This window comes from Hymenobacter rubripertinctus (assembly GCF_003583925.1).
GTDB lineage: Bacteria > Bacteroidota > Bacteroidia > Cytophagales > Hymenobacteraceae > Hymenobacter > Hymenobacter rubripertinctus.
The window spans coordinates 44,349-66,699 of sequence record NZ_QYCN01000002.1 but is presented as its reverse complement, the minus strand read 5'-3'; the positions used below and the strand labels follow the sequence as shown (position 1 = coordinate 66,699).

Annotated in this window: 28 protein-coding genes; 12 read left to right on the top strand and 16 right to left on the bottom strand. The window is 59.2% G+C overall.

Annotation, left to right across the window (positions count from 1 at the left end; all coding sequences use genetic code 11):
* Positions 1-46 precede the first annotated feature (46 nt).
* The 5 genes from D0T11_RS01395 to D0T11_RS21940 all read left to right on the top strand — a co-directional run bounded on the left by D0T11_RS01395 (position 47) and on the right by D0T11_RS21940 (position 2,751).
* Entirely contained in the window at positions 47-544 is a 498-nt protein-coding gene (locus tag D0T11_RS01395; RefSeq protein ID WP_119653993.1) for a M15 family metallopeptidase, read from the top strand.
* A complete protein-coding gene (locus D0T11_RS01390; protein WP_119653992.1) occupies positions 537-983 on the top strand; it encodes a hypothetical protein in 447 nt (148 codons plus the stop codon). Before D0T11_RS01395 ends, D0T11_RS01390 begins: the two co-directional genes overlap by 8 nt.
* Positions 984-1,015: 32 nt before the next feature.
* Entirely contained in the window at positions 1,016-1,297 is a 282-nt protein-coding gene (locus tag D0T11_RS01385) for a hypothetical protein (protein ID WP_119653991.1), read from the top strand.
* 319 nt (positions 1,298-1,616) lie between these two features.
* Positions 1,617-1,838, top strand: coding sequence for a helix-turn-helix domain-containing protein (locus D0T11_RS01380; protein ID WP_119653990.1), 222 nt, complete (start codon positions 1,617-1,619; stop codon positions 1,836-1,838).
* A complete protein-coding gene (locus D0T11_RS21940) occupies positions 1,819-2,751 on the top strand; it encodes a hypothetical protein (protein ID WP_147374469.1) in 933 nt (310 codons plus the stop codon). The genes D0T11_RS01380 and D0T11_RS21940 overlap by 20 nt, the downstream gene beginning before the upstream one ends.
* Here the strand turns inward: D0T11_RS21940 and D0T11_RS01370 are convergent.
* The 8 genes from D0T11_RS01370 to D0T11_RS01335 all read right to left on the bottom strand — a co-directional run bounded on the left by D0T11_RS01370 (position 2,718) and on the right by D0T11_RS01335 (position 8,501).
* The gene (locus D0T11_RS01370) at positions 2,718-4,583 is read right to left on the bottom strand and encodes an Eco57I restriction-modification methylase domain-containing protein (protein ID WP_119653988.1); all 1,866 of its coding nucleotides are present in this window, start codon (positions 4,581-4,583) and stop codon (positions 2,718-2,720) included. The genes D0T11_RS21940 and D0T11_RS01370 overlap by 34 nt on opposite strands.
* Before the next feature lie 116 nt (positions 4,584-4,699).
* The gene (locus tag D0T11_RS01365; RefSeq protein ID WP_119653987.1) at positions 4,700-5,188 is read right to left on the bottom strand and encodes a VRR-NUC domain-containing protein; all 489 of its coding nucleotides are present in this window, start codon (positions 5,186-5,188) and stop codon (positions 4,700-4,702) included.
* On the bottom strand, positions 5,185-5,391 hold the full coding sequence (locus tag D0T11_RS01360; protein ID WP_119653986.1) for a hypothetical protein: 207 nt from the start codon (positions 5,389-5,391) through the stop codon (positions 5,185-5,187). Before D0T11_RS01360 ends, D0T11_RS01365 begins: the two co-directional genes overlap by 4 nt.
* A gap of 3 nt (positions 5,392-5,394) precedes the next feature.
* Positions 5,395-6,222, bottom strand: a complete 828-nt coding sequence (locus D0T11_RS01355; protein ID WP_245990571.1) for a hypothetical protein — start codon at positions 6,220-6,222, stop codon at positions 5,395-5,397.
* On the bottom strand, positions 6,137-7,144 hold the full coding sequence (locus tag D0T11_RS21935) for a hypothetical protein (RefSeq protein ID WP_147374468.1): 1,008 nt from the start codon (positions 7,142-7,144) through the stop codon (positions 6,137-6,139). Before D0T11_RS21935 ends, D0T11_RS01355 begins: the two co-directional genes overlap by 86 nt.
* A gap of 13 nt (positions 7,145-7,157) precedes the next feature.
* Entirely contained in the window at positions 7,158-7,886 is a 729-nt protein-coding gene (locus tag D0T11_RS01345; RefSeq protein ID WP_182888200.1) for a hypothetical protein, read from the bottom strand.
* Positions 7,887-7,936: 50 nt separating this feature from the next.
* On the bottom strand, positions 7,937-8,230 hold the full coding sequence (locus D0T11_RS01340) for a helix-turn-helix domain-containing protein (protein ID WP_119653984.1): 294 nt from the start codon (positions 8,228-8,230) through the stop codon (positions 7,937-7,939).
* A gap of 13 nt (positions 8,231-8,243) precedes the next feature.
* Complete coding sequence (locus D0T11_RS01335; RefSeq protein ID WP_119653983.1) at positions 8,244-8,501, bottom strand: hypothetical protein; 258 nt, start codon at positions 8,499-8,501, stop codon at positions 8,244-8,246.
* A 220-nt stretch (positions 8,502-8,721) separates the two neighbouring features.
* On the opposite strand from D0T11_RS01335, the gene D0T11_RS01330 reads away from it, so the two are divergent.
* Positions 8,722-9,471, top strand: coding sequence for a S24 family peptidase (locus tag D0T11_RS01330; RefSeq protein ID WP_245990570.1), 750 nt, complete (start codon positions 8,722-8,724; stop codon positions 9,469-9,471).
* 223 nt (positions 9,472-9,694) lie between these two features.
* Positions 9,695-11,002 carry a tyrosine-type recombinase/integrase gene (locus D0T11_RS01325; RefSeq protein WP_119653981.1) on the top strand — a complete coding sequence of 436 codons (1,308 nt, stop codon included), beginning with the start codon at positions 9,695-9,697 and terminating at the stop codon, positions 11,000-11,002.
* 38 nt (positions 11,003-11,040) lie between these two features.
* Here the strand turns inward: D0T11_RS01325 and D0T11_RS01320 are convergent, their stop codons facing one another.
* The 3 genes from D0T11_RS01320 to D0T11_RS21930 are packed head-to-tail and all read right to left on the bottom strand — an operon-like array spanning position 11,041 to position 12,065.
* Positions 11,041-11,262 (bottom strand): hypothetical protein, encoded by a 222-nt coding sequence (locus tag D0T11_RS01320; RefSeq protein ID WP_119653980.1) that lies wholly within the window; start codon positions 11,260-11,262, stop codon positions 11,041-11,043.
* Positions 11,255-11,632 carry a hypothetical protein gene (locus D0T11_RS01315; RefSeq protein ID WP_119653979.1) on the bottom strand — a complete coding sequence of 126 codons (378 nt, stop codon included), beginning with the start codon at positions 11,630-11,632 and terminating at the stop codon, positions 11,255-11,257. The genes D0T11_RS01320 and D0T11_RS01315 overlap by 8 nt, the downstream gene beginning before the upstream one ends.
* Before the next feature lie 40 nt (positions 11,633-11,672).
* Positions 11,673-12,065, bottom strand: coding sequence for a hypothetical protein (locus tag D0T11_RS21930; protein ID WP_147374467.1), 393 nt, complete (start codon positions 12,063-12,065; stop codon positions 11,673-11,675).
* 153 nt (positions 12,066-12,218) lie between these two features.
* Between D0T11_RS21930 and D0T11_RS01305 the strand changes: the two genes are divergently transcribed.
* A complete protein-coding gene (locus D0T11_RS01305) occupies positions 12,219-12,848 on the top strand; it encodes a murein L,D-transpeptidase catalytic domain-containing protein (protein WP_182888199.1) in 630 nt (209 codons plus the stop codon).
* Between the two features lie 137 nt (positions 12,849-12,985).
* On the opposite strand, the gene D0T11_RS01300 is transcribed toward D0T11_RS01305, so the two are convergent.
* The 3 genes from D0T11_RS01300 to D0T11_RS22385 all read right to left on the bottom strand — a co-directional run bounded on the left by D0T11_RS01300 (position 12,986) and on the right by D0T11_RS22385 (position 17,106).
* The gene (locus D0T11_RS01300; RefSeq protein WP_119653976.1) at positions 12,986-15,520 is read right to left on the bottom strand and encodes a hypothetical protein; all 2,535 of its coding nucleotides are present in this window, start codon (positions 15,518-15,520) and stop codon (positions 12,986-12,988) included.
* A 481-nt stretch (positions 15,521-16,001) separates the two neighbouring features.
* A complete protein-coding gene (locus tag D0T11_RS01295) occupies positions 16,002-16,670 on the bottom strand; it encodes a response regulator transcription factor (protein WP_119653975.1) in 669 nt (222 codons plus the stop codon).
* A gap of 295 nt (positions 16,671-16,965) precedes the next feature.
* On the bottom strand, positions 16,966-17,106 hold the full coding sequence (locus D0T11_RS22385; protein ID WP_182888198.1) for a hypothetical protein: 141 nt from the start codon (positions 17,104-17,106) through the stop codon (positions 16,966-16,968).
* A 741-nt stretch (positions 17,107-17,847) separates the two neighbouring features.
* On the opposite strand from D0T11_RS22385, the gene D0T11_RS01290 reads away from it, so the two are divergent.
* The 4 genes from D0T11_RS01290 (at position 17,848) to D0T11_RS01280 (ending at position 20,148) form a co-directional block, all read left to right on the top strand.
* Positions 17,848-18,336: a hypothetical protein gene (locus D0T11_RS01290; protein ID WP_119653974.1), complete on the top strand. Its 489-nt coding sequence runs from the start codon at positions 17,848-17,850 to the stop codon at positions 18,334-18,336.
* 305 nt (positions 18,337-18,641) lie between these two features.
* A complete protein-coding gene (locus D0T11_RS01285) occupies positions 18,642-19,346 on the top strand; it encodes a TIGR04283 family arsenosugar biosynthesis glycosyltransferase (RefSeq protein WP_245990569.1) in 705 nt (234 codons plus the stop codon).
* 86 nt (positions 19,347-19,432) lie between these two features.
* Positions 19,433-19,561 carry a hypothetical protein gene (locus D0T11_RS23290; protein WP_262681374.1) on the top strand — a complete coding sequence of 43 codons (129 nt, stop codon included), beginning with the start codon at positions 19,433-19,435 and terminating at the stop codon, positions 19,559-19,561.
* Between the two features lie 296 nt (positions 19,562-19,857).
* The gene (locus tag D0T11_RS01280; RefSeq protein ID WP_182888197.1) at positions 19,858-20,148 is read left to right on the top strand and encodes a hypothetical protein; all 291 of its coding nucleotides are present in this window, start codon (positions 19,858-19,860) and stop codon (positions 20,146-20,148) included.
* Between the two features lie 216 nt (positions 20,149-20,364).
* Here D0T11_RS01280 and D0T11_RS01275 read toward each other — a convergent pair whose 3' ends face one another.
* Positions 20,365-20,730 carry a CZB domain-containing protein gene (locus D0T11_RS01275; RefSeq protein WP_119653971.1) on the bottom strand — a complete coding sequence of 122 codons (366 nt, stop codon included), beginning with the start codon at positions 20,728-20,730 and terminating at the stop codon, positions 20,365-20,367.
* A gap of 43 nt (positions 20,731-20,773) precedes the next feature.
* On the bottom strand, positions 20,774-22,081 hold the full coding sequence (locus tag D0T11_RS01270; RefSeq protein ID WP_119653970.1) for a PAS domain-containing protein: 1,308 nt from the start codon (positions 22,079-22,081) through the stop codon (positions 20,774-20,776).
* Between the last annotated feature and the right edge of the window lie 270 nt (positions 22,082-22,351).

Sequence of the window (22,351 nt, the reverse complement as noted above, 5' to 3'; positions counted from 1 at the left end):
CTTATTTTACTTACTTTAGTATGCGTATAATTTTACACAGCAAGTTATGCAACGAGTTGTTTCTGCTGATTTACCTCCGCGCCGGGCCGTGGTGCTCAGTTCCCGGCAGGCCACCCGCGAGGCCGCCCGGCTGGCGGAAGCCGTGGACTACCTAGCTGCCGCTTACGCGCACGCCCTGGCCCGCTGGCTGGGCGACCCGGTGCTGCGGCTGGTGGGCCGGCCCATTATTACGGAGTGTTACCGGAGTGCGGAGCGGCAAAACGAGCTGTACGCGCAGGGGCGCACGAAACCGGGACCGGTGGTGACCTATAAACGCGGGGGGCAGTCGAACCACAACCTGGGCCCGCCGACCCCGGCGCTGGACGTGGCGTTTGTGCTGGCGGATGGGTCGGTGTCGTGGTCGGCGCTGCTGCTGAGCAGGTTTGCCCGGTTGGTGAAGGCGGCTGATGCGCGGGTGCGCTGGGGCGGGGACTGGAAGATGCTAGACCGGCCCCACTTCGAGGTGCCCGCGGGGGCAGTGAAGGGAGGGCCGGGCCATGAATAGCATGCTGGAGCACTGGGGCGTACTCACGTCGGTGGTGGCCGGGGCGGTGGCGGTGCTGCTGTACTTCGTGCGCAACTGGCGAGTGGTGGAGGAACTCAAGGCCAACTGCACGGCCAACCAGCAGAAGGCCGAAGCCCTGGCCGTGCGGGTGGATGACTACCATGTTTCGGCGGTGGCCCGGGAAGAAAAGCTGCGGCTGGAGATGAGTAAGCAGGCCGAGGCTATCCGGACGGAGGCCCTGCAGCAGCGCACCGAGATCCGCAAGGAAATGCTGGAGCTAGTAATGAAACTGAGCGAGAAGCTGACCCACATCGATAAGACGCTGGCCCTGGTGGATGAGCGGACCCGGGTGCTGACCGACTTCACCAAAGACCAGCAGAAGCGCAACGAGTGGGCCGACCGGATTCTGGCCCGCCTGGACAATAACGGGCCGGTATAGGCTCTATTTCTCACCTTTTTTCTCTACCTACCATGTCGAACAAACTCAGTATTACCGACCGGCTGACGTTGCCCACGCCCCGGTTCTTTCGCAAAATCCGGTCGGTTTCGGTGGCCATTGGGGCCGTGGGCGCTGTTCTGGTGTCGGCGCCGGCTCTGCTGCCCGCGGGGCTGGTGACGCTCGGGAGCTACCTAGTGCTGGCCGGCAGCATCGGGGCCGCGGTGTCGAGTACGGCGGTGAAGCCGGGGGAGCAGGCCCAGGAGGCCCAGGAGCGTAAGGAGTTGATGGGCGGGTCGTCGGCGGAGTCGTTGTAGGGGCCGCGGTGCCCGCTTAAAACAGAACAGCCCCGGCCGGTGAGGTTCGGGGCTGTTTGCATTTGGGCTTTATGCAGTTGAGTACGATTCTGCAGCCAATGAGCTTATAGACAAGAATCCCAGTAAGATTTACGAATAGCGAGTGTCCGTTACATCAGCATAAATACCGGGGCCAGCTGTCGCCCCTATTGGTTTAGGGGTCTAACAATCTATTAATCAGCGCCAACCGTAAGAAATACTTCTTTGGCGCTATTAATAAATACCTGATTGTTACTTATAGTCTTTGACTTATAGTAAGCTTTGGAGGCAGCTTTGTCACATGGATATACGAGCGAAAATCGGCGAACGAATTCGCGAATTACGGGACAAGCTTAACCTCTCACAGAAGGATTTAGCATATCAAGCCGACTTAGACCGTAGCTACATAGCAGGTGTTGAGAAAGGGCAGCGTAATATCTCAATAGTCAATATTGAGAAGATATCCAATGCCCTTAATATGAACCTCAACGACTTCTTTAACGATGCCAAATTTAATAGCTAATCATACGGGACAAGCTTTTACATCACGAACTATTGACCAAGCCCTCCTGAAATTTAAAACAGATATTGAAAATGCAATTAAAAATAGAGGAGAAGAAGGCAAAAACGAACTAATTAGAAGTCAAGGCCCCATTAAGCTAATACATGATGCTGTTAAAACAGAATTCATGCGGATTGGTGTTCACCCTAGCTTGATTAATCCAGAGCTTGAAGCCCTGCAAAGGTGCGCAACTGGTCCTGGTCAGGCTGGGCTTTTCACTACCCCAGCTGTCCTCAAGGATAAAGAACTAGCCCTTACGGGATTGCTTAAAACTAAAAATCAAGACGTTTGCATAGTCCCTCGAAATATTACCGTGGCTAGCGAGGTCTTGCAGTACAACACGTATGTATTTGGTCAGACGGACCCATACGGGCTCAGTTTTACTGAGCAGGTCATATCAGTAAATGTGAGGAGTCAGCTCAGTAGTATATCAAAGAATTTTGATACGCTCTACGAAAGAACTTTCGCTGAAGCACTCAATTTTCACCTTAGAGCTGGTAATATGGTCCTTGGTGAGGTTTATATGATTATTGCCAAACCATATGACCCCAAAACTACTAAGCTCAAACAAATTGGATTTGAGGCACCTAAAAAAAAGAGTGTCCATATCGATAAGTATATCCGCTCGTTTCAAGCCTTGAACGACAGAACTAGCATGAGTGGCGACCACCACAAATATGAGCGTGTTGCTCTACTTGTAGTCGACTTTGAGCCATCTGTACCAAAGTTGTACAATACAACTGCTGAGTTGATAGCAGATGGCTTTTTGGAGCCTAATTCAACGGTTAACCTAGGAGCATTATCATTTGGGAGCTTTGCGGCTGATATGATGAGTGTCTATCAGTCAAGATTTCCTAATAATAGATTCAGCTGATATTTCTGTATGAAAATGGCATCAGCTTGAGGCTTTTGTGCATTCCTAATTGCAATAATCTCCTCCTGAGTGAATATTGGAACTGAGAACTTCTGAATGAAATTTTTTTGGTAGCATGGGTAACCCCCGTCAATAGATACACTAGTTTTCTTCACATAGTAGTCCATTACAACTGAATTTAGTAATTTTTGGAGCACATCTATGTTTTCTGGGAGTACTATTTCATTCGCGTTATTAGCAAAAAGAGAAATAGATTGAGTCTTGAAGAATATAGCATATCCGTTAGTAAAGTATGAATTACTTTGTTCAATTTTTAGGAAGCGCGGAAATTGGCTGAAAGTAGGTGTTACTACTTTCAGCCCTTTTTTTACAAGTCCCTGTGTCCGCCCCCAGACATAGAATGGGTCGAACTTAACTTTAGCTTTATCCCGAGCTAAGAGTTGTTTTTCTTCAGATTTTAAATATCGGTAGCACTCAGGGTATTGCTGACCCATTTCCTCCTCGGAGATTGGGGTCACCCCGCCGTTTAACTCATTATAGGGAAATATCACCTTTCGAGAATTATTGTCAATATCCTCTTGGGTTTTGAAGTCACTTATTTTATAAACAGGCCTCGTAATGGCTATTTCAATCTTATACTGACCATTCGGCGTTGATTTTAAATAAAATTCGTCTTCGAGGGTAGTCCCATCAACAAAGAAAACGTCATCCTTTAAAGTGGCTATCCCCACATTTATATCAAATAATTTACCTAGTGGCAGGCCAGAGTTTTCAATTGCATGAATTGCTTGCACCTCTGACCCTTTCAACAAGCGCCATTTTTTTGTTACTAGCGATTCGTATGCAACATTTGAGGAATCAAGTGCGCCGAGGAATATTTGGGGACTTCGATTTTTATCCAATCTATCATAAGCAATCAAGTCGTTAACCTTCTTATTTAGAAATGTTATAGCTGTATAGGTAAGTGCATCAAACACCTTTTTATGGCTAAAATCAACCACCTTATATACACACCTATGGCGTTCAAAAAAGCTCCGTAGCTGCTCTCCAGCCAGCGAAGTAAAATAATTATTAGGCGTTATGAATGCTAGTATTCCATCGTCTGTTAGAAGCTTATATCCTAATTCAAAAAAAGCGAAGTAAAGATTGAAAGCTCCTCCTTTTACCGTTTCCCATCCTTTTGATAGAAACCCCCTATTTTCAGTTGACAAATCTTGAAATTTGACATAGGGAGGGTTTCCAATAATATTATGGAATGTCAAATTCCAATCAACTCGCAATGTATCATGATTGAATAAGTTAAAGTCTGTACTTAATAGTATTTCACCTTCTTCAAGAGCATATAGTGTCAGTAGGACTTTTGCTCTGTCTATGTTATAATCCAGAATATCTGCTCCATAAATATTCTCTATTACAGCTCCCCTAACTGACTTGCCAAAAGTCGCTTTGTAGTATCGCGCTAGTCCAACTAAAAAGGCGCCACTTCCACAACTAGGGTCAAGGTTTCTATCATTGTATCCAGGATTTACCTCGCTAATGATATAATCTACAATATATGATGGCGTAAAGAACGCTCCATTGAGCTTTCTGTCCTCAACTGGTATGATTAGCTCCAGATAGCTTTCTAGCTCCTTTATATCATTGGGTGCCCACTTATTGATTTCATCTTGCAATCCAAGCTCCACTGAAAACCCTTCGAAATATTCTGTCAGAATTTGGCTTTGGGCGATTTCGAGTTGCCTTTTATTCAAGTAAGCATGTACTAAATGCCGCTCCACCTGTGTAAGGTCGTACAGGTTTAACAGTTTATTGAACTTGGAAGACTTTAGCATATTTGATGACTTTAAGTAACAAAGATAGTTGAAAAAGCATCACTACAAAAGCAGGTGGAGCACTTTGGTGTTCAAGCCGGTTTATATAGACAACCCTATTCAAATACCTGCTTCACTTAACTGGTTGAGCTATTGTATGTGGCCTGGGCGTCATCAGTAATCGGGGCTCCTATCAGCATTTTTGGGTATAATGGGGGTGCAGGCCTACTACTGTCGGTGGAGGTGGCCACCAAGTGCAGGCCGCGGCGTTCGAACGAGGCCACAAAGCCGGCCAGTGTGTGGGCCACGAAGGCCAGCCCGCCGGCCGCTTTCACCTGGTTGAGAAATACAATCTGCTCGTCGCGTAGGCGGTCCTTGCCGAATTTGACTTCGCAGGCCAGAAACTTGCCGTCAGAGCGACGATAACCCAGAATGTCAGACACACCCCGCCTGCTGTTGGGGTGAGGGCGCCAGCGGCCGGTATTGGGGTCGTACTCGCCCCGGTTGGGCTGGCCCCAGGCTTCGAAACCGTGAGCATCGAGGTAGGCCAGGATGGCGGCGGTGAGCTGCTGGGTGGCTTTGTTGCCGTGGTCGTAGTCGAGAGGAAGTTGGGGCGTGGGCTTCATGGGGCCGGGATTTCGATGAATGATTGGAAGGCTACCAACTTGGCCACTTCCTCGGCGCTGGTGTGGTACTCGGGACTAAACACGTTACATTTCGGCCCCTTGCGGGCCTGCATGTAGTTGGCCGGGTTGCGGCTGGTGGCCTCGGTGGTGGTTACCCGGTAGATGCTCCCGCAGCTGGCCCGGTAGTAGCGGATGGTGTTCATGGCCTATAAGCTTCGGGTGCGGTACTTTTCGGCCAGGCGGCGGTCTTCGGCGCGGTGCCGTTTGTCGATTTCCTTCTGGGCCTCGGGGTTGGGTTGCCAGTCGGGGCGGGGCTTGCGGTGGGTGGCGTTGCGGGCGTCGGTGCGCTGCTGCTCGGCCTGCTCGGGGTCTAGCAGACCCCGCTTCAGCCGGGCTTTGATGAGGCTGAGTTTCTGGCGGATGCTGCTGGCGTTGGGGTGGCCCTGGGGTATCTGCTGGGCCACGTTATCGAGCATCTTCGGGGCGGCACTTCCCAACAGCTTCACCTGCTCGTACTCGGTACCTGCGCCCTGAGCCTTGCGGTCGTGGTGGGCACTTTCGAGGTAGAGGGCCTTTTTGTCGAAGTAGGTGCTGATGATTTCGTAGATGGCGGCCACGTCGAGCGTGCTGTAGTAGGTTTTGAGGGTGCCGCCGGTGCGGGCCTCTTTCAGGGCCAGCATGATGTCCTTGATGCTGTCGTGGGTGTAGGTCTGGGCGAAGTACTCGGCGGCTTCCATCAGGTCGGCGGCGTCGGGCTTGGTCTGGGCCCGGACGCTATCGACGAAGGCGCGGAGCACGGCCACCAGCAGCTTTACCACGTCGCGCTCCCCTACGGCCCGTTTCAGCTGGAATATTTTGGGGGCCGATACGGCTACTTCCCGGGTGAGGCCCAGGCTCATGTCGGCCATCATCTCGCGGATGGCGGGCGTGGTGCTACGGGCCAGCTCCCTAATCCCAGCGGCTTGAACGGTACTCAGCAGCTGGGCCTCCGGGCTGGCCTGAGGCCGCGTTACTGCCGTTGTGGTGTTGGACACCTGGGGCAAGTTTGAGGCGGTTATCCTGAGCATCGTTGAGGAAGAATTGGGTGGCAGTTGCTTTCCAGTCGCGGCGGCGGGGCTCCTCGCCCTGCTGACGCCAGTTCTTGACTTTCTCGTGGTAAAATCGGAGGTCGGCCAGCTCGTAGTCGGTGCCGGCGAAGGCGGCGGCGAACTGTTCGTAGGTGGCCAGCTCAGAATCAGCAAAGCGTACCTCGGGCTTGCGTTGTCGGCTGGTTGCCTTGCGCCTGAGGTTGTCAGCCGTGGCCGGCTCCGGTACCCCTTTTCTTTTTGGCGCAACTTTTTCTTTGGGGGCTGTGCCTGGGCCATCAGGCGGTTGCGGTACTGCACCGCTGGGCGGGACGTTTTCGTCGAGCACTTCCGCACCTGAAAGCCTGTCGTCTGCGCACCCTTCCTTTCTGTTTTTTTTCGTGCCGCCGCCGACGTTTATATCATGTTTATCTATAGAACTTGTTTTCACTATAAGGAGTGTACCCCCAGAACTGGGGTATGCTCCCCCCATAGCATCCCCCAGTTCCGGGGTATGCGGTTGCCCCACTTCTGGGGTATGCTGGACTGTTTTAGCATCCCCCACTTCTGGGGTATGCGGTTGCCCCACTTCTGGGGTATGCTCCTGGTCGAACCGGACGACGACGACCCGACTTGCGCCGTTGACTTTGCTGGGCTGGTAGGCTATCAGGCCGAAGCGGTCGAGGGTCTGTAGCGTGGTGGTCAGGGTGTCTTTATTGCCGATGTGAGAGGCCCGCATCAGGGCCTCCCGGTCGAGTGGCATGGCAGTTGGAAACCGGGCGGCGTTCCAGGCAAAGAATAGGGCCCAATACAGGCTGACGTGCTGGGGGCGGGCGTCAGCCTGACTGGCAAGCTGCTGATGGGCGGCGCGGGTATGGCTGACGTAGTTCATGCGGGCCGCGGGGTTATTCTGCTGCCTCTGTTTGCTCAGCTCCTACCGGCTCTTTCTTCTTGCGGGGCCGGCCAGCGGGCTTGGGGGTCTCGGTGGCGGGGGTGGCTTTGGCTTTGCGGCTGCGGGGCTTTTCGGGGGCTACCTGAGGCTCGGTGGCCTCGCCCATCTCTATCTCGCGGGGCTCGTCGAACATCTGTAGCTGGCGGCCCACGTCGGAGCACTTGCCGCGCAGGGCCAACTCCACCTCGGCCAGCGTTTCCTCTACCAGCTGCTCCAGGTTCTCGGTGTGGGCGTACTGCCAGGCGTTGGACTCCTCGAACTGTTCGGAGGGGTCGGCGAAGCTGATGTACTGGGCGGTTAGGTTGAGCACCTTGCCATTTTCGAGCTTGCGGAAGCCCACCAGCGTAACGCCGTTCTTCGCCCCGAGCACCAGCCCGGTTACCCCGTAGCTGTCGAACTGCGCGGGCAAGTCGTCCCGGTCTTGGGCGGGCCAGTAGCCGGGGCCTTCTTCGAGCTGTTCGGTCAGTAGGCAGAAGTGCGGTACGAGGTGGGCAAAGCATGCTTCGAGGTCGGGGTGCACGAGGTCTTTGCCCTGCATGGTGAACTCGCGGGCGTTGCTTTCGAGGTCGAGCTGTTCGGTGAATTCGGCGGCCAGCAGCTGCTTTTTGACGGTGGCTCTGGTAATCTGGATAACGGACTTCTGGGCTTGGGGCCCGACGATAGTGGCTAGTTCGGTACTCATGAATCTGTGGGCGTGAGAAGGTGGCGGAAAGTGTTGGTGCGGCAGGGAGGCTAACTGGCCGGGTTGGTGACCCGCGCGTAGCGGCGGGGGTATTTGTCGAGGCTGGAGCGGCGGAAGCCCCAGTCGCGGTCGTTGAGGCGCACGCCCGGCAGGCGGCCATCCTTGCGGGCCCGCAGCAGGGCATCGACCGACAGGCCGATATAAGCGGCGGCCTGGGCGGTGGTCAGCACGTCGTCGGGCGGGGGCGCGGGGGCCTGGCGGGCGGCCTCGGCGGATTCGAGGCGGGCGAGGCGGGCGGTGAGGTTGTCCCACTCGGTGGCGGGCACGATGTAGGCGGCTTGCATAGTTATTCGGCGGCTATTGGTCGGCTAATTTTTGGGCGCGCGCCTCCAGGGCGGCCGTGCGGGCCTTAGTGGCCTCGGCCGCATCAAGGATGGCTTCCATGAGTTCGGGCTTTTTGCTGCGGCCCTTGATCACCTCGTAGAGGGCTCCGCGGGTTACCTCCGTGCCCTTCGCAGCCAGGGCCTGCTGGGCATCTTTGAGCACGGTATGGTTGCGGGGTAAAGTATCGAGCACCCGTTGCAGTAGGGTTCTTTCTTTCGCTTCTTCGGCCATAGTTGTAGGTATTATGTGGGTAAAAGTGTATGTTTGTAGTTCCTGGACAGGAAATACGCCTACTAACATACGCATAAAAATCCGAGCATACCGCACTCCGATACCCATAAAAATGGACAGCAAGGCAACCGTAACCACCAGAATCAACGAGTTATTGCAGCACTACAGCTTAAACGCCAATAGTGTGACGCAGAAACTGGGCTATAATACCAATAGCAAGATGTATAAAATCTTATCGGGTACGGAGCCGAGCTTTCCCACACTTGTGGATATTCTGGATGCCTTCCCGGAGGTGTCGCCCGCGTGGCTGGTCATGGGCCGGGGGGAGATGCTGGAACCGGCGGCACGCGCTACGCCCGCCGCCCGCCCTAAGCCGGCGCTCGGTCAGGGGGTGGTGAATAATGGCGGGGTGCTGGTGGTAACCGTGGACAAGGACGGGGTGGACAACGTGGAGCTGGTGCCGGTGGCGGCCCAGGCGGGCTACACGCTGCAGCATAACGAGGCCGTGTTCGTGCAGGACCTGCCGCGCTACCGGCTGCCGCACTTCGAGCAGGGCAAGTTCCGGGCCTTTGAGGTGGCGGGTGATTCAATGACGCCCACGCTCAACCACAACGATGTGGTGGTCTGCTCGCTGGTCGACAACTGGCGGTTGCTGGTGCCCGGGGATATGTATGTGGTGGTGACGGCGGAAGCCGTGATGCTCAAGCGCATCCGGCACCGGATTGCGGACCTGGAGGAGGAAGTGATTCTGTACTCGGATAATCCGCACCGGCATCCCTACCCGCTGGACGTAGCCGACATCATGGAGCTGTGGCGGGTGCGGGGCTACTTGTCGACGTTTTTACCGAGCGCGCCCCACATCACGGCGGAACGGTTGTGGGAAGCTATCGAGTCATTGGGCCTCGAGCGAAGTGCCGTGTTGGAGCGGCTGGATCAAAACGCCCCCTCTGACGCCCCCCGGTCTGAATAGTTGATTTTCAATTCAGGTGTAATGACCTGATAAACAATATTTTGCCGAGTGCTTCGGCGGATTGGTGAGGTTCCGACAGGAGGCTCACAGTATTTAATCCCGGAACGCCCGGAAAGTCGCTCATCTGGCAACAGAAGCGGTTTTCCGGGCGTTTTGCGTTTGGTCTAATCCAGCTTGTGAGCCGATGTAATCCTTGGTTTTAGCCACAGTTTTAGCCACACTTATGACGGTTCAATTCTACCTCCGGAACCCCGATTCTACTACTGCTTCGGCGCTTTACCTGCAGGTGCGGGTAGGTGGCCAGCGGCTACGTTTGACTACGGGTGAAAAGTGTTTACCCGCGCAGTGGGATGAGCGCAAAGAGCAATTCCGGCGCTCCTATCCCGGTTACCAGGAAGCCAATGAGCTGCTGGCGGCGCTGGCGGCCCGGCTGACGGAAGCCCACCGCCGGCAGCGGGCGGAAGGCGGCACGCCGACCCCGGCCAGTTTGAAAGCAGCCCTGGCCCCGGCGGCGGCCCCCGTGGTGCGGGAGCAGAACCTGGTGGTGCTGATGAGCGAGTTTCGGGAGGTGCTGCGGGGGCGCGGGTACATGCGCGATACGTTGCGCCACTACCTGGTGGTGGGCAACTGGCTGCGCGACTTCGCGCTGCACCGGCGGCGGCCATTGCTGGCCGAATCATACTCGCTGGTGGAGCATGATGCCTTGCTGCACTACCTGACGCTGACGCGGGAGCTGGCCCCCAACTCGGTGTACACGCTGGTCAAAAACCTTAAGGCTCTGTTCAACTACCTGCAGCAGGAGCGCGGCTACGCGCTGGCGTTGAAAGTGGCCAGTTTGAAAGCGACGAGCGTGGACGTGGAGAAGGTGTACCTGACAGCCGGCGAGTTGGAGCAGCTACGCACGGCGGTGCTGCCCTCGACGCTGGTGCCGGTGCGGGACGTGTTTCTGTTTTGCTGCTACACGGGGCTGCGCTACTCCGATGTGTTGCAGCTGCACGGCGGCAACCTGGAAAACCTGCCGGACGGCAGCGGGCGGGTACTGCGCTTCACCCAGACCAAGACCCGCACCAAAGTCAGCGTGTACCTGACGGTGGCGGCGACGGCGCTGCTGGAAAAGTATGCCGCGGCGGAGCGCTCGGGTAAGGGCGGCCGGCTGCTGCCGGTGTATCAGAATCAGGTGATGAACCGCTACCTGAAACGGTTGGCCCGGCTGGCGGGCCTGGAGCGGGAAGTCGAGCAGGCGGCCGTGGTAAGCGGGCTGGTGCGTAAGCAGGCGGTGGCGCTGCACGAGCTGGTGACCATGCACACGGCCCGGCACACCTTCGCCACCCAGAGCCTGCTGCGGGGCATGCCGGTGGAAATCCTGCAGAAGGTGCTGGGCCACGCCAACATCAAGACGACGCTCATTTGCGCCAAAGTGGTGGAGGACTTTCAGCACCAGACCATGCGGCGCATCTGGGACGGTCAGGGAGCTACCGATACGTCGGCAGGCCTGGATAGCCAGATCTGTGCGGTGGAGTCGGCGGCCTGATGGTGGGCTAATTGCCAAACAAGGACCGTGTGCGGCAGCTACGGGGCGGGCGCCCGTAGCTGCCGCAGGCGACGGCGCTGCCACCGGCGGACCAGCAGCAGCCCGACCAACAGCCCGGGGATGAGCAGCAGCAGAATCCAGGTGTTCGCCTCGGGGTAGCTCGTGCCGGTGAGGTCGGCCAGGTTCACCATGAAATCGACGCAGTACCAGTAGGCCAGCCGGCCCAGGCGCATGAGCAGGGAAAACACGGCGTTAGTCATTGGTCGGGGCAGCCGGCAGGCGGCGTAGTAGCAGCGCGTCGCGCAGCACGGCGTAGGTCAGGCGTAGCAGCAGCAGCGGGATGACCACCAAGTACACGAGCAGGTTGGCCAGCACGTAGGCCGTCCCGCCCCCGCCGGCCGACAGTGCCCGGATGGTGAGCCCGTAGAGCGGGCGCAGTCGGAAATAGGCCGGGCTGGTGGCCGGCGTGGCGTGCGGGCAGGCGTGGTCGTGGCAGTAGCGGGTGCAGCGGCCGGCTACCTGGGCGGTGGTGGGCGGGCGCGATGCCGTGTAGTTCACGACAAAGCCGAAAAGCAGCGGCAGCAGGGCCAGCAGGCCGGTAAGCAGCAGAGGACGAAAGGCAGGCGGCATTGACAAAGCGGGCAGGAACAGCGAAGGAAAACGGGCGGCTTCATTCCTCAGGCAGGTACGGTTCTCCGTCGATTAGGCACTCGTAGGCGCTTGCCTCGCCGGCCCAGTAAGTTGTTACCTGCCGGTGGGCCTGGCGGCGGGAGGCGGCCACTATCTGCACGGCCTGGTACGGCTCGGCAGCCGGTCCGAAGGGGGCCGGCCGCCACTGCACCCGGTAGACCGCGTAGCCGGGCGGTGGCGGGGCCAGCCACTCCATTGACATTACATCGGGCGCGCCGCAGTGCCTGCAGCTCATTCGCCGCACACTCAGCCCGTTGTGGCGTACCGTTAGGTTGTCTACTCTGAACAGGTGGCCGGTACAGTCGCTGCACAGCCCCTCAATCAGCGGCGGGCCATCGGGCGACAGAATCCAGGGGTGAACTATGGAGGGCATATAAAACCGGGGGAAGATGGAATCAGGAGGGCAATATCGGCAACGGCCGGCATGGGAAAAAGCGCCGCCTTCGTAATTTGGCGCCGCCGGGGTGCCCTCCTGCTCTGCGCACAGCCAGCTATTCCCCTCCCCCGTACCGCACCCCTACCGCTGATGTCGGCACTACGTTCTGTTTCCCGGCCGCGCCGCCGCCAGCACCGGCTGCTGCCGCTGCTGGCGGCGGCGGCACTGGCGGTAGTGCTGGGCGGGGCCTTGCTAGAGGTGTATCCGGCCTGGTGCTACCGGCTGCTGTACTTCACCGGCGTTCCGGCGGGCGCTGACCGGCTGGCCGCGGCGCGGGCCATGACGCGCCGGAACCCGCTGTTCAACGCCCGGCACGCGGTGCTGATTGATATGGACCGCGCCTCGTCGGAGCCGCGCCTGGCCGTGTACGACCTGCGCAAGGGCCGGCCGCTGCTGCGTACCCGCGTAATGCACGGACAGGGCAGCGGCGGGAAGTTCGCCCGGGCTTTCTCCAACTGGGAAGGCAGCAAACGCACGGCCCTGGGCCGCTACGTGGTGGTGCGCGCGTACCGGGGCCGGTTCGGGCGGGCCTACCGGCTGGCGGGCCTGGACGCCACCAACGACAACGCCATCACCCGCAGCATCGTGCTGCACTCGTCGGGCAGCGTGCGCGCCGGCCGCATCGGCCGCAGCGACGGGTGCCCGGCCGTGTCGGCGGAGGCGCTGGCCCGGATGCGGCCCTGGCTGAAGCCCGGCACGCTGCTGTGGATTTACCGCTGAGCCCTCCCACCCTCTCTTTCCGACTACTTCGCGCCATCCGCAGCATCGTGCTTTTTCGGCCACGCCCAGAAAGTTGATACCCGGCTGACCCTACTCCTTTCAACGTTTAGCCGGACGAGACACCGGCAGCCAGTGCGCTACTGAACCTGGATGGCGCGTACTACCATGCCCTCGGCATAGCGCACGCGCAGCATATAGAGGCCGGCAGGTAGCGCCTCGACCGATACCTGGGCCGGGGGCCCGGCGCGCAGTTCCTGCCGCCGTACGGAGCGGCCCAAGGCGTCAAGCAGTTCCAGGCTTTGGGGCCGGGCCGTGGGAGCAGGTGCCACGAACAAGGTGCCATGGGCCGGCACGGGCCAGGCAACGGTGTGCTCGGCTACGGCATGTGGGGCATTGACCGACAGTACACTGGCTCCTATTATGCGAGCTAGCGCCAGGCGTGGCTGCCCACCGACGGTGGTGAAAGGCCCGCCTATAACAAGGGCCCCATTGGGCTCAATGAGCAGGGCAGTGACTGTGACATCGGGCACGGCCGTGCCGGCAAAGGAGGCATCGGCCTGCCCGTCAGGCAGCAGCCGGGCCAGATTGGCGGGTAGGCCGCCGCCGGTGAAGGCCCCCCCGACCAGCAAGCGGCTGTTGGGCTGGAGAGCTACCGTAAAAACGACCCCACTGATAGCCGGCGGTACGAACCCCGCGTCGAGGCTGCCATTCGCGTTCAGACGGGCGAGGCCGGCACGGGAGGTGCCATTATAGCTGGAGATGTCGCCGACCACTAGAATTTTGCTATCCGGCTGTACCAATAGCCGGTTGAAAGGAGTGCTTGATTGCGAAAATCGGTTTAAAAAATCGCCGCGAGCGAAGCTTTCATCCAGCGCGCCGGAGTTCTCTAAACGCGCAACAGTATTTATGGCAGTGCCGCTAGCAGGAGTGAACCGACCGGCTACTACTATTTTGCCATCCGGCTGCAGGCCAAAGGTTCGGAACACGACGAAGCTGCTGGTACCGCTCGCTGCCGGCGTAAAGGAATTGTCGCGGGAGCCGTCGGACAGCAAGCGCAAAAAGCCGGGAACTGTTACTCCGCCCGCCGTAGTAAAGCTGCCGCCAACCAGAATGCGGCCATCAGGCTGTACCAACACGCGCGTCGCGCTGCGGTTGAGGGCCGGCGCGCTCAGGCTGATGTCGGGGGCGCCGGTAGTGAGAAAACGCCGTACCTCGCCGGCTCCAACTACTCCTCCAATGGCAGCCACCACCCGGCCGTCGGCTTGCAGTGCCAAATCGGACACGGTTTCGTTGAGGGTATTGCCAGTGGCATAGCTGGCATCCACGGTGCCATCGGCATTGATGCGGGCCAGTCGGCGCACGGCCTGCCCGTTTATTTCGGAGAAATTGCCGCCCACCACCAGCTTTCCATCGGCTTGGCGCACCAAGGCGATAATTGCGCCTCGCGTCTGCAAAAGCGGTTGAAACGCAGGTACGAGTGCACCAGTGCCGGTTAGCTCTACTACACCGCGGTCGAGGCCGGGAAAAAAGCCCGCCACCAACACATTGCCGTTAGGTAGCAGCGCCAAAGAACTTAGCTGGTCAGCAGATGAGATAAAAGGAGCTTGAAAGGAGAGGTCGTTTGTCCCATTGGCGTTCAAACGCGTCAGGGTGCTGCCATTGATGAAGACTACTTTATTATCGGCCAGCGCCAGAACGGACTCGCCGAAGCCAGAAGCAATATTTCCGGTGATAGTGCTGGGGGGGGTAAAATTGGTATCGTAGGCACCAGTAGATAGCAGACGGGCAAGACGGTTGCTATTCGGAACGCCATTGAGGGTGCCGGTAATCAATATTCTGCCATCGGCCGTAACCACCACGCTTCCAACCGAACTGCTGATTCCTAGGGCCTGCACGAAGGTGGGATCGAAGCTGCCATCGGCGTTGAGTCGGGCCAAGCCATTGCAGGCATTGCCGTTGTAGCTGGTAAAGTTGCCGCCGATAATGAACTTCCCGTTGGGCAGGGTCCCAATGGTCGATATCCCGGTATTCGCTAAGCTGGTGCTCAGTCCAGAACCGGCGTTGAAGCTAGCGTCTACGGCTCCGGTTGCTGTGAGTCGGGCAATCCCAAAAGCAGCAACATTGTTGAAGCTGCCAAAAGTACCGACCACGATGAGGCGTCCATCCGGCAGAGGCTCCATATCGGCAACGCGGCCCTGAGTGGCGCCCGCAGCTGGTTTGGCGCCCTCGCCCGCGTCAAACGTCGCGTCACCGGTGCCATCGGCATTCAGGCGTAGCGGTTCGCGCCGGGTAATACCGCCCGCCATCATTGGCGTGCTGTTGATAGAATTGGCTGTCAGTAGCAACTGCCCATTGGGGAGGCCGCGAACCCGCAGAAAAAGGGTGCTTGTAGCGCCTACGTTTTGTTGAAATCCGGCGTCCAGGGTGCCATTAGCCTGGAGACGGCTGATATTGTTGCCAGGGTTAGGCAGTGGCGTGCCATTTACACGACTGAGGTTGCTACCCACAATAATGCGCTGGCCATCGGGTTGCACCACAACCGAGCTGATACTTCCCGGAGCATACAGGCTCGTTGCAACGAAGGAGGGGTCAAGGGTCTGGGCTGTAGCCGGCGAGAGCGGAGCCGCTAACGTCAGCGCCAGAAACGTGAGCCATGAGTTGAGATTTTTCATAAACAGTCGGAAAAAAGTGAAGCATGTGTACTTGTTTTTAAAGCAAAACCTAATAGCCAATAAACTGCTGAAAACCAGAATCTTATTAACTGTTTATGTTTTCATACACACTGAGCCGCCCGTTCAATTTACTGTTGTTGAGACCAGATTTTCGAGTGCCAGATTTTGGAAAATCTGCACGTCCCTGGTGGTCACCAGCGGTCAGTTCAATTCTGAAACAGTACTCCGGAGCGTGTTATCGTAAATGGAACAGAAGAGGCATTCCACAACGCGTTAAACCCAACTATCGCCCACAGCAGGGTGGTAATACCCAGCAGCCGGACCCAATTAGGCGTCCCACCGCTACAGGTGAAAGGCAGGGTGAATTACTATCATTTTGTTGTTAAAAAGTTTTACATATTCAATTTACTGTAAAAATATACCCAAGTCTTACTTGGCGCAATACCCGCTAGTGGGTATTTTTTTTTGCGCCCGCCCGTCCTCAAATCAGATCAAACGCTCTGGCAAAACGGACCAGTTCAAAGGCGGTGCTGACGTGCAGCTTGTGGCGTAGATTGCGGCGGTGGGTGTCTACGGTTTCGACCGAAATGTGCAGAGCGGCGGCAATGTCTGCCGAACTATGGCCGCGGGCTACCTGGGCGAGCACCTGCCGCTCACGGGTGGTGAGTAGGGCGAAGTTGGCGGCGTGCTGGCGCAGAAAGGCGTTGTCTTCGAGCAGGTGCGCCACTTTGGTAGCGAAGTGGTTATCGGGGTGCAGGGGCACGGCCATACCCATCACCAGCAGCGGCGCGCCGTGGGCGTTAACCAGAAACCGGCGCATGGCCGTGAGGTACATCGTCCAGCCTGCGTGCTCGGTGGTGCGCACCTGCTGGTAGAACGTATGGACATCGGGGATGCCGTTTTCGTACATCAGCCCAAATACCCGCGCCATGTACTCGTCAGACTCTACTGCGTTGAAGTAGGTGGGTGAGAACTGAGGCCCTAAGGCCGTCAGCTGCTCCAAAGTAGCTCCCAGGAGGCGTAAGCCCCATTCGGACAGGTAGCGTACTGTTTGGGTGGGAACGTGATGGATGATGACGACGGCAGGGTACTGATCGGCGGTGGCGGCAATTTCGGCGATTTTCTGAGTGATAAGTTCTTCGTCGGTCATGGGGCTAGGGCGTTAAAGTGTTGTCGGCGAGGAAACGGGGGGGCTGGGAGGCTAAGTACCAATAAGGCAATAATTTAGCCTCACCAAGGACCGGGACTGGGGCGAGCCTTAGTTGGGCAGGGAGTTGATTCGGGCTCTGTTCGGCTTGGCCGGGACTTTTTTGTTTTTTTTGGGGGATGGGAGGTGGAGTGTGGAATTTGACGGGAATAATTTTGCCACTTTGGCGGGGTGGGTAAACACGAAAAAGCCCCAACATGTAAAACGCTGGGGCAGGTCCGTTGGCTGAGTTGGTCGGCTAATACGCTGCAGCCTTGTGCTGCCCGGCCGCGCACCGCAGCAACTTGCCGTACTTCTTGCGGCCCTGCTCCAGCTGGGTCGGCGTCATCTCATGCACCCACACGGCGGGCTCCTGGCCCTTCGGGGCACGTTTCTGCACGGCAATGAGCACGACCCGCTAGGCCCTGAGTACGTTGGCGTAGAAAGCGCCCTGCTGGTCGTAGCCGTACTTCTCGTCGGTGGTCATGCGTTTCATCACTCCCCCCCGCACTTTTAACGGGTTGCTGCGTAGCCTTTCCGGCCGGCGGTCGTTGAACGCTCCATACCCCGCAGCCGCTCGACGGTGCGGCTCCGGCAGCTCAGACTGCCACCCCACTAGCACATTCCTGGCCCTCCACAGCAACGCCGCCGTAACGGAGCCAGGCGATACGTATGCTAGTTTCGTTTTCTGCCAAAGGCAAATCCGGCCTGCGATTCTTCACCGGTGAAATTGCCCTGCCCGCCATTTACGATGCCCCCTGGCGCATCAGTCCCCGACTTTACGGCTTTCGTTCCGGTACTCGCTACGGCATCCTCTCCCACACCGGGCAGCAGGTGCAGGCCTGTACGTTGCCGGGGCTGTACGTGGGTTTCCGGGAAATGACAGCAGCGACCGTCCTGGAGTGGGTGAGCGAACATGGGATAGGCCATGTCCCGCCGCTGCAATGGGTGCTGGAACGCCTCTGCCACGCCGACCTGCTGCGGGCGGAGGAAGTGACCCCGCAACTGTGGAAGGCCGACCGGCTCCGGCACGTAGCGGCTTCGGGGGAAGGTCACCCACATAACGCCCGCTCAGCGCTGCGACACCCTGCCCGGGGAGCTGTATACGGCGGAAGCTGCAGCTTACAGAGAAACCGTACTGGTGCTGACGGAAAGCACGCACCTGATGTGGCTGAGCCGGCAGGAGTGCGCAGACAGCGCCCTGGCAATCCCCCTGCCCGACCCCTGCGAAGCCCCGGCGGCGGCCGGTCGCGTTGAGCAGAAGCGGCAGGCCTTTGGCCACCAGTTGTGGGCCTTGCTAACACCGCGGGGTATCGGGCACGGCCGGTGTCGGCCTGAGCCTGAACCGGTGGACGACTACCTGCCCTACGAGGTAGTGTGTCTGCCTGAAGACATGGTGCGCCATTGCCGTGACCATATCGTCCCCCGGCTGGAGGAGGGTGCCCCGCAGGCGGAGGCGAAAACCTGGCAGCTTATTTTCCTGGCGTCGCTGGCGGCCAACAACCACCTGCTGTACTGCGACGAAACGGGCGCGGTAAGCGTGAGCAGGATAATGACCAGGAGGGCCAGGGGCAGCTACGACCAGATTTTTTCTACGGTGCAGCATCCGTGTTTCAGAAAAAAGCAGTAACAAAAAGACCGCCGGTCCGTGAAGAACCCGTCTGCAGACGGGTGGTCGGACGCGAAAAAAATCATTACACCCGGCCCTCATTAGTTGTCCGGCCGGGCAACGTCCCGCGCCAGGTGGGCGTATTCGGGGGAGCGCCGGGGGGGGAGCGCCCCCCCCCCCGGCGCATACCGCTTTTAAGGTTGAAAAGCGCGAAAAAAAGACGATAACCAACTCCTCCAACCCGTAACGGATTCATGCTAGCCCCCGCCCCTGTTCCCCTGCCTGTACCCTGTGTTCCGGCGCGCTTCGGCGGGACAGACACAGGCTTGGCAACGGTCAGCATCATCATTCCCGCTTATAACGAAGCGCCGGGCATCGAGCGGCTGCTGGCCTACCTGCGCCAGGCCACGGCCGAGGAGCCAGACCTGGAAATTGTGGTGGTGGATGGGGGCAGCACCGACGGCACCCGGGCGCTGGCCCGGCAGGCGGGCGCCACCGTGGTGCGCAGTCTGCGCAAGGGCCGTGCCGCCCAACTCAACTACGGGGCCAGCCAGACCGGCGGCGAGATTCTCTACTTCCTGCACGCCGACTCCTACCCCCCACCGGGCTTCGTGGCCGATTTGCGGCACGCCCGGCGGCAGGGCTACGGCAGCGGCTGCTACCGCCTGGCCTTCGACCACGGGCACTGGTTTCTGCGCTTCAGCGCCTGGTGCACGCGCCTGCCGCTGCTGGTGGTACGTTTCGGCGACCAAAGCTTGTTCGTGCAGCGCGAGTTGTTTGCCCGCGTAGGCGGCTTCCGCGAGGACCTGCTGCTGCTGGAGGACCAGGAAATCGTGCGGCGGCTGCGGGCGCAGGGGCCGTTTCGGGTGCTGCCGCGCGCCGTAACCACTTCGGCCCGCAAGTACCTGGACAACGGCGTATTTCGCCTGCAGGCCGCCTTTACGCTCATTACCGGGCTCTACTGGCTGGGCGTGCCGCAGCCCCGGCTGGCAAGGCTCTACCGGCGGCTGATCCGGCAGGACAAGCTGTAGGGTGGGGCCGCGAAGGACCGACTTTTGCTACCTTCAACCTGGGCCGGCGGAGCAACACCGCTTCCGCCCGGCAATCGTGCGTTTTTATGCTTCCTGCCCCTGATTCCGCTGCCGCGACCACGCCGGAGCCCCACCTCTGGCTGAGCCGTTACGGCAACGAACTGTTCCGATTTGCCCGCCGCCGGGTGGCCACGGTGGTGGCTGCCGAGGAGTAAGCTGGTAGCTCGAACCGAAGGACGGCTGACTTTCAAGCGCCTATGGGCACCATGTTCGCTTGAAAGTCTGATACAATACCCGAAGTGCAAACGTCCTGTGCAGGTAAAACAGGTCCAGCCCAGTGAGCAACCCCTGGTTTACAAGGGCTTAACGTCTGCCAGACCACCAGCGGAAAGCCGTGCCCTCAGCCCACTTTACGCGCCTGCCCCTCCCCCGGGCCTAACCTGCGCCCCTGTCAGGCCGTAGTAAAGTGTAGCAGGTGGCCGTTTACATCCCGGTCGGCCTGCTGATGTTTATGACCGATACTTCCAAGAAAGACCAGCAGCAGCAAGACAAGCAGGCCAATGAGCCCACTAAAATAGCCGTGCCGAAAGAGGGTGACCCGCTTTTCACACTGCACCACGCCCAGGCTGAAGCAGCCGTTGCCGCGAAAAACGAAGACGCCAGCTCTGTTACCAATGAGTACATGACGGAGGAACAGCAGCAGAACGTTGACGAAGCCATGGTCCCACGCGACAGTCAGGGCTTTATCCGCGGCGTAAATGAGCCCGGCATTATCGGTTCCAACGCCGGAGACCACAAGTAACCTTGCTTGGTCCGCCGTGTAAGCAGCGGGTCGATGGCAGTGCTTGAGCGGCCTGCCCAGTAGCCATGAGGCGACCGGGCAGGCCGCTGTTTTTGCCGGGCCGCCGGGCCTTGTCCCGGCTCAGGTGCACGCAAGAGGCCGCTTGTCGGGTTCCTGTTACAGTGCAGCAGCTTTACGGTGCAGCAGCTCCGGCCTAGTGGAGGGCCACACTTCGCCTCAAGCTGCCTGAGGTGGTGCGGCGGCGCTCAGCTGTTGCAGCACGGCCACCAGCTCCTCACCTACCCGCTCGATGCGGGTGAGGCCCCGGCGGGCCTCGTCGAGCTGGCCCTGGCGGTACTGGGCCGCCAGTTCGCGGCCTATACTGAGCAGTTGCCGCAGCAGGCGCTCGGCTTCGCGCACTTCGGGGCGGCCGGGGTAGCGGGGCTTCACCTCCGTGCTCAGCCACAGGCCCAGCGCGTTGGTCTGGGGCGAGAACATCGCCTCATCGGCCTCGCGCACGCCATAGAGCACCGACCGCAGCTGCGACTTAAACAGAATCTGCTTGATGCGGGCCTGCTGAAGATCGAGGGTGGTTAAGTCCATAGGGAAAAGAGGGAGGCAACGTCAGCGAAAAAACCGTTCCGGCTCAGGCACCCGCCGGGGGCCGGGCCATGAGCGTTTGCAGCTGCTGGCGGACCTGCACCAGCTCCGTCACTTCAAAGGCAAAGACGAAAATGCCGACGGTTTTCCCGTTTTCCTTGAAGGCCTGGTAGGTGAAATCGAAATACCGGTCTTCGGGCGGGGCCGTGGGGTGACGCTGCAGCTGCGCCAGCACCTGCTTGCCATAGTACGGCTCGCCGGTCTGGTACACCTGATCAAGCAGCGCCCCGAAGCCCTGCTCGATAATTTCGGGCAACACCTCCGCCAAGGGGCGGCCCAGCAGGTCGCGGCCGGGCAGCAGCTCTTCGTAGAGCGGGTTGGCCAGCTCGAACACGTACTCCGGCCCCCGCAGGATGGCGATCAGGGCCGGGGCCTGCATAAAGAGCGCGTAGAAGGTTTCGCGCTGCGACCGGGCCAACTGGTAGGCCTGGTAGGCCTGGTCGGAGAGGGCGGCCTGCTCCTCGCTGGCCAGCAGCAGCTCCTGCACCATCGTTTTCTGATCGTGAATATCGGTGCAGCAGCCCACCCACATGGAAATGATTCCCTCGGCGCTGTGGCGCGGAACGCCCAGGGCCAGCACCCAGCGGTAGTGGCCGTCGGCGCAGCGCAGGCGGTATTCGGTCTGGTAGGCCTGGCCCGACTCGTAGGCGCCGCGCCAGGCCGTGGCCGCGCCGGCGCGGTCGTCGGGGTGCACGCCTTCGAGCCAGCCCCAGTCGGTTTCGGCCGCCAGGGGCTGGCTCGTAAACGAGAGCCAGCGCTGGTTGAAGTAATCGGCCGCACCGTCGGGGCGGGTAGTCCAGACCATCACGGGCAGCGACTCGAGAATAAAGCGGGAGCGTTCCTGGCTTTCGCGCAGCTCGCGCTCCATCACCGTGGCCTGCTGCTCGGCGCGGTGCTGCTCGGTTACGTCCTCGGTTTTGAGCAGGATGTACTGCAGCCGGCCCTGGTCGTCGAGCTGGGGGTAGTTGGTAGTTTGCCAGTAACGCTCCTCCAGCCCGCCGCCCTGCCCGGCGGGGCGCTGCAGGTCGTAGCGGATGCGGGGCATGGTGTGGGCCGTGGCGTGCTGGCGCACGTGGTCCAGCGAATCAAACAGCACCTGCCACTCGCTCTGCTCCTCGCGCGGAAACACCTCGAACACGTCGCGGCCCACAATGGCGGCGCGCTCCAGCAGCGTGGCAGTCAGGTACCGGTCGCTGGCGTCCAGGATGGTGAAATCCGGCGCCACCAGCATGTAGTGCTCCGGCAGCTGCCACAAAGAATAAAACGTACCGGGGGCGGAGAGTGGAGGAAGCATGAAGCAAAAAAAACAGCGTGAACAACGAAACTTTACCGGCGGCGTAGCCGGGCGGGGGCCGGGCCAGGGAACACCCCAAAGGTAGCACCGGTAGCAGTTTATTGCACTTTTTAGCACTAAAAACTACCGGCAGCGGCCCGGCACCTCACTGCCCGGTTTCTGGCGCTTATTCTTCTCACCCCGGAAAGCCCCCTACCCCGAGTTGCGGCCCGGCTTTCCGCATTCGTTTTCACATGAGGTGATCAGGGCGTGGCGGAGGGAATGGACCCG